At 52.1% G+C, this 11,627-nt stretch carries 9 protein-coding genes; 4 read left to right on the top strand and 5 right to left on the bottom strand.

All coding sequences use genetic code 11. The annotated features are described in order from the left end of the window. The first annotated feature begins 76 nt into the window (after positions 1-76). The gene (locus tag B036_RS0102590; RefSeq protein ID WP_020567126.1) at positions 77-1,039 is read left to right on the top strand and encodes a PorP/SprF family type IX secretion system membrane protein; all 963 of its coding nucleotides are present in this window, start codon (positions 77-79) and stop codon (positions 1,037-1,039) included. A gap of 550 nt (positions 1,040-1,589) precedes the next feature. Here the strand turns inward: B036_RS0102590 and B036_RS0102585 are convergent. The 3 genes from B036_RS0102585 to B036_RS0102575 all read right to left on the bottom strand — a co-directional run bounded on the left by B036_RS0102585 (position 1,590) and on the right by B036_RS0102575 (position 5,170). Continuing rightward, positions 1,590-2,279: an SDR family NAD(P)-dependent oxidoreductase gene (locus tag B036_RS0102585; protein WP_020567125.1), complete on the bottom strand. Its 690-nt coding sequence runs from the start codon at positions 2,277-2,279 to the stop codon at positions 1,590-1,592. A 288-nt stretch (positions 2,280-2,567) separates the two neighbouring features. Next, positions 2,568-3,620 carry an oxygen-dependent tRNA uridine(34) hydroxylase TrhO gene (gene trhO / locus B036_RS0102580; protein ID WP_044101663.1) on the bottom strand — a complete coding sequence of 351 codons (1,053 nt, stop codon included), beginning with the start codon at positions 3,618-3,620 and terminating at the stop codon, positions 2,568-2,570. A gap of 146 nt (positions 3,621-3,766) precedes the next feature. Further along, positions 3,767-5,170, bottom strand: a complete 1,404-nt coding sequence (locus B036_RS0102575) for a c-type cytochrome (protein ID WP_020567123.1) — start codon at positions 5,168-5,170, stop codon at positions 3,767-3,769. A 246-nt stretch (positions 5,171-5,416) separates the two neighbouring features. Between B036_RS0102575 and B036_RS27775 the strand changes: the two genes are divergently transcribed. From B036_RS27775 to B036_RS27770, 3 genes are all read left to right on the top strand, one after another. Further along, positions 5,417-6,805, top strand: coding sequence for an efflux RND transporter periplasmic adaptor subunit (locus B036_RS27775; RefSeq protein ID WP_020567122.1), 1,389 nt, complete (start codon positions 5,417-5,419; stop codon positions 6,803-6,805). A 173-nt stretch (positions 6,806-6,978) separates the two neighbouring features. Beyond that, the gene (locus B036_RS0102565; protein ID WP_020567121.1) at positions 6,979-8,310 is read left to right on the top strand and encodes an ABC transporter permease; all 1,332 of its coding nucleotides are present in this window, start codon (positions 6,979-6,981) and stop codon (positions 8,308-8,310) included. Positions 8,311-8,388: 78 nt separating this feature from the next. Further along, complete coding sequence (locus tag B036_RS27770; protein ID WP_169435025.1) at positions 8,389-10,071, top strand: TolC family protein; 1,683 nt, start codon at positions 8,389-8,391, stop codon at positions 10,069-10,071. An 8-nt stretch (positions 10,072-10,079) separates the two neighbouring features. On the opposite strand, the gene B036_RS0102555 is transcribed toward B036_RS27770, so the two are convergent. Beyond that, complete coding sequence (locus tag B036_RS0102555; RefSeq protein WP_020567119.1) at positions 10,080-10,712, bottom strand: NUDIX hydrolase; 633 nt, start codon at positions 10,710-10,712, stop codon at positions 10,080-10,082. Positions 10,713-10,833: 121 nt separating this feature from the next. Further along, complete coding sequence (locus B036_RS0102550; RefSeq protein WP_020567118.1) at positions 10,834-11,616, bottom strand: uroporphyrinogen-III synthase; 783 nt, start codon at positions 11,614-11,616, stop codon at positions 10,834-10,836. Positions 11,617-11,627: the final 11 nt, after the last annotated feature.

Below are 11,627 nucleotides of genomic sequence, written 5' to 3'. Positions count from 1 at the left end.
GGAGCTTGCCGGCAACGAAAAGTTCCGGGGAACCTTTTTACCTCCCATCCCAAAAACGAATTAGAAACCGCTTCCAATGAAAAAAATGCTACCCACCCTGGTTTTCCTTTTGGTAGCCCTGAGCGCCTCCTTATCTGCTCAGGACGAAGCCATATTTAACCATTACGTACAAAATCCGATCATTCTGAACCCGGCGGCAGCCGGATTTACGGATGAGTATACCCTCCAGATGAACGCCCGGGCCGCCTGGTCCGGCTTTGATGGAGCACCCAAAACCATCGGCATCAGGCTAAACGGCCCAGTAGGAGAAGCCTTCGGCATTGGTGCAGCTATTTTTTCAGAAACGGCGGCACAGCAGAATCGCTTTAAGGGGCAGCTCGATGTAGCCTTCCGCTTTGGTCTCGGTAAGGAAGTTCGTGGAGAGCAGGCCTTTCAGGCAGCCTTCGGGTTCTTTACCCAGTTTCAACGACTTAGTTTAGATCCCGACGTAGTCAACAACATTCACTTTGAACCCGGCGACGAGGAAATAATGGCTTGGCTGGACGGAGAGAACCGCTTTGATGCCGGTATCGGTATTTACGGCAGTTACCTGGACAAAGTCTTCGGCGGGTTTACCGTCAATAACCTGGTGGCGAACCGGTTGGACGTCATCTCTGGAACAACTGCAGAAGAAAGCTTCAACTTCACCTTCCTGTTGGGGCAGCGCTTCAGAATCGAAGAACTCAATGTCAATCTAACGCCCAGTATCATGATGCGCAAAGTTCAGGATGCTCCCTTTATGATGGACTTTAATCTCCAGGCCGGCTTCCTTGACGACCAGTTCATCGCCGGGCTTTCTTACCGCTACCTTGGTGCCGTCGGTCTGCTCCTGGGAACCAAGATCAATGGCCTTCAGTTCTACTACTCCTATGACCTCTCCTTCGGAGAATTCCAAAATTATAATAATGGGAGCCACGAGGTAACCGTTGGCTATTCCCTCAATCGGAAATCAATTAAGGAGGCCCGAAAGAAGCGGGCGCTGCAAGAGAATCGCCGTTAATTTGGGGATTTCGTTCTTTAAAGATTATCTTTGGCGGGTACTTAGGCAACTATGCTGGGTACCCGCTGAGTTTTGAGCTATCCCGCGTCTGATCTTAAACGACGCATCGCTATCTACAATACAAGATTTATTTGCTCCTCCGATCTGTTTGATCGCTGGTGCATCTGCTTATTGCGAACACGAGGTTCGTACTAATCAGTAAGAACTTAAATCGGTTTTTGGGATAGCCTCTCTTCCGCGATTCGGGAGAGGGGTTTTTTTGTCAAATTGTGGGGGTTATCGGGTTGTCCAGTTGGGCTTCAGGTGACGAAGCCTGGTTTAGGAGCGCGGCCGCAGGTTCAGGGAAAGGTTTTGGCAGCAAAGGCCGTAAAGCGATGTCTTCCCGCCGTTTGCAGCACTATGCGCTTTGCCTCAAGAACGAATGGCTATGCCCAAGGAAAATGGGTTGGGAATAAGTATCTCGGGTATAGTCCTTGAAAAAGGGTATTGCCTTTTGTCCCAAAGCCTTACGTCCGACGACCGGTCTATACAAACTTGGATGTATGCTAAACTATATAGCACCCAGTCCACCATCCATCCCGATCACCTGTCCGGTAACGAAGGCGGCTTTATCACTCAACAGGAAGGCAGCCATCGCGGCAATTTCCCCGGCCGCCGCGACCCGTTTGAGCGGATGACGTTCGGCGCTGGCTGCACGCTTGTCTTCCGTGGCCAGTAGTTTTTCCGCTAGTGGCGTGTCCGTTAAAGAAGGCGCAATCGCATTGACTCGTATTGTTGGAGCATATTCTGCTGCGAGGCTGCGGGTAAGGCCTTCCACCGCACCCTTAGCTGCTGCTACTCCTGCGTGAAAGGGCATTCCGCGTTGCACAGCAACGGTGGAAAAGAAAACAACTGCAGCCTTATCGGATTTCTTAAGCGTCCGCTCAGCCGCCTGTAAACACCTTACGGCGCCAACGACGTTTAACTCAAATGCCTCCCGAAAAGCTGGTGCTTTCAGGCTGCGGAATGACTTGAGGTCAATGCTGCCGGGGCAGTAAACCAGGCCATCGAGCTGTTCTGGCAAGGCTGTTTTATCTGGGTCGGCTTCGCCAACCACATCGTAGGCGGTAAAGGCTACAGCTGCGGGTAAGTCTCGTGCTTCCCGCGCCCAAACCGAGACGTCGTGCCCTTCGTTTAACAGTTGATCTACTAATGCCCGGCCAATGCCAGAGCTACCGCCGATGATGAGGTAGGATGCCATATTACTTGTTTTGCAGGCCTAACGGTGGTAGGAGATTTTGGTTGTGATGCTATGGGGTGATTTATTACTTCCAAAGCAGTAGTTCCGTGAAATAGGGGTCAACTTTCATAATTATTGAGAATGAGTACTTGGAACCATATACCCAACATGGAAAGTTCCAGAGAAGCAATGTTCATCCTTGCGTACTAAACCTTTCATTGCACCCGCGGCCGCGCCTGAAAAAACAGCTAGTCCAACTTTTCAAAAAGATGGGAATAGTCCTGATACACCCCAACAACACTACGCCCCTTACTTCAGCTCAGCCTCCCCAGCCCGAACCATCGACGCCCGCAGCGCCTTACCGAACTTCTGACCATTAAACAGCGTAGTAATCTTCAACTTGCGCTGCTCCTCTTCTGGCAACTGAATAAAATCCTTACACTGCGTGGAACAGCAATCTTCGAATTTTTCGGCACAGGCTTCGCATTGGACGAAGAGGATGTGACAGGCTTCGTTTGCACAGTCCAGCTGCCGGTCCGATGGGTTGCCACATTGATGGCAATGAGAGACAACGTGTTCGCTGATGCGCTCCCCTAAGCGCTCGTCAAAAACAAAGTTTTTACCCAGGTACTTCGATTCCAGCCCCAGTGCTTCGCACTGGCGGGCATACTCAATGATGCCCCCATCAACCATGGCCACATTCTCAAACCCCCGGTGTAAGTAATAGGCGCTGGCCTTCTCGCACCGAATACCTCCGGTGCAGTACATCACGATGTTCTGTTCCTTTTTATCCTCCAGCATTTCCTCAACTACCGGCAGTAAATCCCGGAAATTAGTGATGTCAGGGCGGATGGCACCTTCAAAGTAACCAACCTCGCTTTCGTAATGGTTGCGCATGTCGACCACAATCGTGTCTTTCTGGTCAAGGAGTTTGTTGACTTCCAGGGCGGTAAGGTGACGACCCCGCTTGGTGACGTCGAAGGTGTCGTCATTCAAACCGTCAGCAACGATCTTTGGCCGGACCTTAATTTTTAGCTTCAGGAAGGATTCCGCCTCCGCTTCGATGGCGATGTTGAGCCGCATGCCCTTCATGAAATCAACACTGTACAATGCTGCTTTGAAGGAGTCGAACTTAGAAGCTGGTACTGATACCTGACCGTTGATGCCCTCAGTAGCTACGTAAACCCGGCCAAATACATCTAGTTCTGACCAGCGCAGGTAGCACTCATTACGAAATAGTTCCGGCTCTGCAATATTGGCATACCGGTAAAAACTGAAGGTGATGCGGGGTTCCGTCTCCGCTTCGAGGCGGGCGCGTAGTTCTTCAGGGCTGAGGAAGTTGCTTAGTTTACGGGAGGACATGGTCGAGGTTTCAAGTTTTCGAGTTGTCGGGTTGTCAAGTTTTCCGGTTTTCCGGAAAAACTGGAGGACAAAATTACGGTTTTTTTGCCAGCGGTTCACCGGGTTCGCAATTTTGTCTCCCGATACCTGACAACCTGATAACTCGACTACAACGTCTTCAAATACTCAATGACCGCCCAGCGCGCATCCTCGCTCAGTTTATCTCCGAAGTAGTGCCCTTCATTACCGTAGCCTGGAACGGAAGTATCAAAAGTCCACTTTTTATTTTTAGGTGTAGGGTCGTAATTCCAGCCGAGTCGCTTCCAGTTATAGTCCTTACTCTCACCGGTGCGGGTCCAACGGTCAGGGCGCGTTTTGGAGTTCAGTACCTGGTAAACGGTGGGTACGGAACCGTTGTGAAAGTAAGGGGCGGAAGCCCAAATGCCATCGAGCGGTGGTGCTACGTAGCCAGCGGTCGGCTCGAACCGGGACCGCGGAGCACTGGTCGCAAACCAGCTGGAGTTGTACCAGTCAACAATACCGCTTTGGTTGATGTAGTCGGCGTAGAGCCGATCGGTCTTGATGACGTTCAGGTTGACCACCTTATTGGGGTAGGTGTCACCCTCCGGCCCGTAGGTGCCATGGCAGCCGGAGCAGTGTTCATTGAACAGTGGTTCGCCAGCCTGGGCGAGTTGCCGGTCAATTGTTTTAGGGTAGGGTGGTGCCTCCAGGGAACGTAGCCAGGCGTAGACGTCCCTGAAGGCCTCCACAGATTTACGACTGTGGCTACTGTCTGGTGTGCCCAGCACGCTGGCCTGGAGCAATAGCTTCGGCATGCTTCCCCGGCCGATGCCATTATAATAAAGGGTATTCTTTTTCTTAACGTGCCACAACGGCGGCGTGTCGGTCGCAATGTTGTATCCCCACATGTCGTAGAGAGGATCGTCAACATAGGTGAGGTCGTCAGGGTCCCGGTGCATCATACAGGCTTCCGCCAGGCGGAATGCGGGGTTACTGCCGGGTTGAGTGGTTTTGATCTTCGGTGCCATGCGCCGGAAGTAATTACTGAAGTCCGTAAAAGCAGCAGGCTGTAAGTCTTTCTTTTTACTGTATTTCACGCCCATACCAAAGCGCATCATGGTACCCATGAAGACCATGCTGGATTCATAATCTGAAAAGCTGTCTCCCAGCCCAAGGATCAGTTCGTTATCAACACGGCCGGCGTGGCAGGTAAAGCAATTACCGTTAGCTACTTTAGCACCGTTCGGTGCGGTAAATGCCGTCATGAAATAGGGGATGCCTTCGTTCAGTTCATTACGTGGGAAAGGACGATCCTGCGGCATTTTTGGCGCAGCCTGCTGCATAATCTCCAGAGGGACGCCGCTGCCAATGTAGTCGCCGTGAACAAGAAAATCGAAACCAGCCACCACATCGCCGGTAGTGTCTTGCGGGCTGGCAGGCAATTGTCGGGTTTTCCAGGTATTGTCCGGTACGGCGACCTCCGTCAGGGGACGGTAGGCGTTGCAGGCAACAAAGAGGAGCAGGGATAAAAAGATAAAGCAATAGCGCACACGTTTCGGGGGTAGGTACAGGCATTAAATAACTGGGCGGAGAAAGGGTTCACTTTATTTTGCAAAGTTCTTTAATTTTTTTTGTAACCTTTGCCGGATACTCAAGTAACACCTGAGAAAAGGAATGTAAAAGGTTGTTAATCTTTCCATCAACTGACAATTGGCAACAACCAATCCGTTAGCTTAGGGCATCCTATTACCGGAGAGGTTTCTCTTCGATATACATTTACACTTACTCCCAGCCTAATGAAAAAGTATCTATTGCCAATAATTGGTGTCCTTATAGCCGGTGCAGCTGTCTGGTATTTCACCTCCGGCACCACCAATACCGAAGAGACTGCCCAGCTTACCGTCCCCGTCCGACAAGGTGAGTTTCTGATGAATGTAATTGCTACTGGGGAGTTACAGGCAAAGCGCTCGGAAAAAATCACTGGCCCCTCCGGGATGCGAACCAATCAGATTTACCAAACCAACATCACGGATTTGGTCCCTGAGGGCACCATGGTCAGCGCTGGAGACTACGTTGCCACACTGGATAAAACGGAGCTTGATACGAAGATCAAGGAATCTCTTAACGAAATGGACAAGATCAACACGAAGCTCGAAGCTACGCGGATCGATACGGCCATTGAAATGAGGGCTTTGCGGGATGAACTGATCAATCTCCGTTTTGGCATGCGGGAGAAAGGATTAGAAGTGGAACAGAGTAAGTACGAAGCACCCATGGTGATACAGCGGGCAAACATCGAACTGGAGCGGTCGGAAAGAGACTTTAAGCAGTTGGAGATGAAGTATGAGCTGAGTCAGGAAAAAGCACAGACGCAGATCAACGAAATCATGGCTGATTTACGTACCCAGCAGCTGCAACTTACCCGCTTGCAGGACCTGGCCAGGGAGTTCGTAATTATGGCGCCCAAGGACGGTATGGTGATCTATGCCAGAAGCTGGGAAGGTAAAGTGAAAGCGGGTTCCCAGATCAGGGCCTGGGACCCGGTCGTGGCGGAACTACCGGACCTCTCCGAGATGGTGTCGAAGACTTACGTAAACGAAGTTGACATCAGCCGGGTAAGAAAAGGCCAGGAAGTTACCATCCAGGTAGATGCGTTTCCGGACAATACGTATACGGGGCTGGTTGTCCAGGTCGCGAACATTGGCGAGCAGCTAAGGAACTACGACTCGAAAGTTTTCGAAGTCATTATTCAGGTCAACGAGAATGACTCCATTTTACGGCCGGCGATGACGACAAGTAATGAAGTAGTGACCGATGTCTTAGAGGATAAGTTGTTTATCCCCCTCGAAGCGCTTTATAAAGACACGCTGACTTTTGTCTATAAGGAAGTTGACGGTCGACCGGTTAAACAGGAAGTGATAAGCAGCTGGACCAACGAAAATGAAGTGGTCATAGCTCAGGGGCTGGCCCCCGGAGATCGTGTCTACCTCACGGCACCGGCCAACGCCGATCAGCTCCGGCTTACTCCACTGGCCGTTGATGCCAAAGAAAGCACCGAAAATAAGCTGCTTTCTGAACGAGACGCGCGTCGACGCATAGCCGATGAGAAGGAGGCTAAAGTGCCCAAAGACAGCCAGATTTCGACCGGAGACGGCAACAGCGGCAACTATATGATCATCTTTTAAACCCAGTGGTTTGTCAATGTTGAATATTCGGGTCAGGTGCTGGTGGATTTTGTCGCTGAACGAGGCGGAAAACCGCTTGCATAGCCGTAGCTACAGAAGTGGTTTTTCAACGAAGTTCAGCGACAACAGACACCGCAGATTACCCGCATATTCAATGTTGACAGACCACTAAAATGATGAAAAAACTGCTATTTAATTTTCAACTGGCCCTCGAAGGAGTAGCCGCCAATCGGTTACGGGCCTTTCTTACTGCCCTCGGCATCGTTTTCGGCGTTGCTGCGGTGATCGCTATGCTGGCCATCGGAACGGGTGCACGTGAAGCGATCCTGGCTCAGATGCGGCTCATCGGTGCAAACAATATTGTGGTGACCAGCCTGATGGAGGCTGCCGAGGGAGACGATGCCGCTGCGGCCCAATCTGCCGGTCAGGAAAAAAACACCAAGCCCTGGTCTCCGGGGTTAAACCTGGGAGATGTCCGGGCAATCCACGCCATTCTGCCGGGAGTGGAAGCCATTAGCCCCGAGGTCGTTCTACCAACAACGGTCATCCGGGACGGGAAAATAGGCAAGAGCAGAGCCGTAGGGGTAACCAACGCATTCTTTGAGTTGAACAACCTGAATGTTGAGCGAGGTAAGCTCTTCCATGATGTACATCAGGAGAAGGGGGATCCCGTTTGCATCATTGGGCAAGACATCGTCCGGCGCTACTTCAGTGAGGGAAACCCCATTGGGCAACGTATCAAATGTGGGCAGACCTGGTTGCGAATAATCGGGGTGCTTAAGGAGCGCATTGCCAAAAAAGACCAGCTTGAAAATCTGGGAATACGGGATTACAACCAGGACATCTATGTACCACTGCAGACGGCACTGATTCGCTTCAAGGACCGTAGTTATGCTCACTCCCGGAACATTGGCGACAACCGTGGGAACAGTGGTAATGGGGGCGAAGAAAATTATCATCAGCTGGACCGGATGGTCATCCGGGTGGCCGAATCCGATGAACTGCTGGCCACCAGTAATGTGGTGGCTCGTCTCCTCAAGCGCCGGCACCAAACGGTGATCGACTATGAGATGGCGGTCCCGGAAAAAATGCTGGAGGCCCAGCAGCAAACCCAGGATACCTTTAATAAGGTGTTGGCGTTCATCGCCGGGATATCGCTACTTGTTGGCGGCATCGGTATCATGAACATCATGCTCGCATCGGTCCTGGAGCGGACTAAGGAGATCGGCACGCGCCGCAGCCTGGGGGCTACCCAGCAGGACATTGTGCAGCAGTTCCTGCTCGAAGCCGTATTCATCAGCCTGTTGGGGGGCATCACCGGCATTTTGCTGGGGGTCGGGGCTGCGGGATTCATCGGCGCGAACTATGAAATACCCACCCAGGTCTCGGCCTGGAGCGTGATTTTGTCCTTTGGTGTCGCGTCTGTCATTGGGTTGGTCTTTGGCCTGTTTCCTGCCCGCCGGGCGGCGAAACTGGATCCAATTAAGGCGTTAAGATCAGACTAGAATAATGATTTTCCGGCGCGAACGCAGGTGCCGGGTAAAGGATAAATGAGCAAGCTCCACCCCTGGAAACAAATTAACATGAAAAACACTTTTAGCCCCCAATTTTCCCATAGCTCTCAAAGAGCTTTACCAAACGAGCGGAAGCGAGCACAGACCTCTCCCCTCTCCGGGGGAGAGGAGCCGGGGGAGGGGCACACGGGCGTTGCGAGCACTTCAGTAGCCCATCCCGGCTTCCGCCCGCTGCGCAGTCTGTACCTGGGGGGACTAAAGAGAGCTGATTTGGTCAGGGAACTTCGGCTTCCCCTGCTCCTTCTAACTCTCCTCTGCACCTGCGGCCCCGCCCAAACCTACGCGCAGAAGGTCTACGAACTGACCCTCAACGAGGTGGTAGATATCGCGCGCAGCGAGTCTCCCGACATGAAGCTGGCCGAAACCCGCCTCAATAACACCCTTTGGCGATACCGTTCGTTTCAGGCAGATTTTAAACCGCAAATTCAGCTCAACGCCACGTTGCCGGGCCTGAACCGGTCCATCGACAACATCATCTTGCCCGATGGTCGGGAGGACTTCATCAGCCGGGCCCTCATGCGGAACACCTTAAGCATCTCTCTGTCTCAGCCCATCGTTGCTACCGGCGGACAGGTTTTTCTCACCACCAGCCTCCGCCGGCTTGATGTTTTTAAAACAGACCTGAACCCTTATTCACTTTCCTACCTGTCCACCCCGATATCCCTGGGGTTCATCCAACCATTGCGGGGATATAATGACCTGCGTTGGCGCCAGAAAATAGAACCGCTGCGCTACCTGGAGAACAAGCGGTTTTTCAATGAATCGAAGGAGCAGGCCGCAGCCATCGCTTCCGATCTGTTCTTCGATTTGCTGATCGCCCAGCTCAACCTGGAGGCTGCCACCAAGAATAAGGCAAATTCGGATACCCTGTACCAGATCAGTCAGGGGCGTTACGGCGTCGGGCGGATCGCCGAAACCGACCTGCTGCAGATTGAGCTGAGCGTGATGAACGCCAACGCCGCACTGGCCAGTGCCAACCTGAACGCTCAAACCGCAAACGAAGAACTTCGCAGTTTCCTGGGAATTACCGAAAATGCCGACTTTCAGCTCCGGCCACCGTCTTCCATCCCCACCAATCAGGTTGACCCGGAGGAAGCTCTCGGGTACGCAATGGAAAATCGTAGCCTGATTCTTGGTTTTGAACGAAGAGCACTGGAGGCCGCTGCTGACCTCGATCAGGCAAAAAAGGATAATGGGTTCCAGGTGAATATTCAGGGGCAATTCGGTCTGTCGGGGACGGGCAACAGCTTCGGAAGTGCCTATGATGGACTCATCGATCAGGAGGTGGTCACACTGGGGATCCAGGTACCGATCGCCGATTTCGGGAAAGCCCGCAGCCGGATCGAAGTGGCCAGATCCAATCAGGAATTGGAATTACTCAACATTGCACAGGAAAGAATCAGCTTTGAGCGGCGCATCCGCCTCCAGGTCGGCCAATTTGACTTGCTCCGTAACCAGGTGGCCCTGGGCGATCGGGCCTACGAGGTTGCCCTTCGCCGGGAAGAGATCACACGTAAGCGCTATCTTATTGGAAAGCTTAGCATCATCGAGCTTAACCTCGCAGTACGGGAAATGGACGAGGCCCGACGCCAGTATATGTCCAGCCTCCGCGATTTCTGGATCGGGTATTACGAGCTGCGCAGGTTGACTTTATTCGACTTTGTTACTGGGGAGAAACTCTTCGTCGAGTAGGTGACTCACTAACTCACTAAGGCGATAAGCTCCGCAGTCATCATCGAAGTAGCTCCCCAGATTTCTTCGCCCTGAATGTGCCAGTAAGGAGTATCATGAAGGGTGATGCCACTGGTGAGTTTACGCGGACCGGTCTTACGGGCTTGATAATTAAGGAATTCAGAAAACGGAAGTTCCAGTACCCGGGCGACCTCCGTTTCCTGGAGTTCAAACGAAGGTCTTTCGGGCAAAAAGCCAACAAAGGGGTCAACCAAGAAATTGCTGACGGGGATATACAGGGGGGTAAGTGCCCCCAAAAGCGTTATGGAGGAACGTGGAATGCCCACCTCTTCCTCCGTTTCCCGTAGCGCCGTAGCGGCTGCGTTTTTATCGGACAATTCAGCGGAGCCACCGGGGAAAGATATTTGACCGGCATGGCGATCTCCCGGAGGACTGGTTCGTTGAATGTACAGTAATTGCAGTTGGCCGTCAATAGGGTAGAGCAGTGCTAAAACAGCGGCCTTGCGGGCATTGTCGGACGGGGCGGAGTAGTTTCCGCGGAGGGGCGGTGTCATGGTATTCTGGGCACTGACACCGGGCAGGTGGCCCAAGCTTAAGCGCTCGCGAAGCAGTTGTAATAACTGCTTATCATGATTATTCATGCCGGGACGATTCGTTATGATTAGCAAGAGAAAGAGCCTGAGCAGATATAATTGCCATACGCCCTTTACCTTACCATTACGGTGCTACTGAATAATACAGACTGATCAGGCAGCCGAAAAATTACAGGTTACTTTGCTTAAGGTAATTGTCTAAAGCCATCTCCATACTGGGGACTTTAGGCGGCTCAGGGGCGATGTTGACCTCCAACCCACGGTCAAGGCAGGCCTGAGTCGTCTTGCTTCCGGCAACGGCCAGACGCGTATCCTTTTGCTCAAAGGTTGGGAAGTTCTCGTAAAGGGAGTCGATTCCGAGGGGAGAGTAAAAAATGAGTACGTCGTAAAATACGTTTTCGAGGTCACTCAGGTCTGAAGAAACAGTCCGGTACATCAGTGCTGGTTGCCAGTCAAAGTTGTTGTCGTCCATGTACTTGGAGACAAAGGCTGCGCCCAGGTTTCCGGTAGGGAGGAGGAATTTTTCTTTAGAACGGTGCTTCTTCAGGGTCGGTGCAAGGTCCTGGATGGTACGCTGGCCAAAGAAAACTTTCCGCTTACGGTAAACGATGAACTTCTGCAGGTAGTTGGCAATTGCCTCGGTCATGCAATAGTACTTCGTCTCCTGGCTCATCTCGATGCGCATTGCCTTGCAGAGGCGAAAGAAATGCTCAATGGCTTGCTTAGAGGTGAAGATGATGGCGGAGAACTCATCCGGACGAATACGTTCCTTGCGAAATTCTTTTTCAGTCAGACCTTTGACTTCAATGAAGGGGCGCCAATCGATCTTCAGGTCGTACTTTTTTTCCAAACGTATGAATGGACTGCGCTCCGGTTGTGGCTGTGAAACCAAAATTGTACGAATTGGTTTGAGGTCTTGCTTCTTGCTCTCGCTATCTGCGGCTGTGCTCATAGTTTTCGTCC

The sequence above is a fragment of the Neolewinella persica DSM 23188 genome, from assembly GCF_000373105.1.
Classification (GTDB): domain Bacteria; phylum Bacteroidota; class Bacteroidia; order Chitinophagales; family Saprospiraceae; genus Neolewinella; species Neolewinella persica.
Note: the sequence above shows the minus strand (reverse complement) of the source record. Positions and strands in the feature narration are given on the sequence as shown.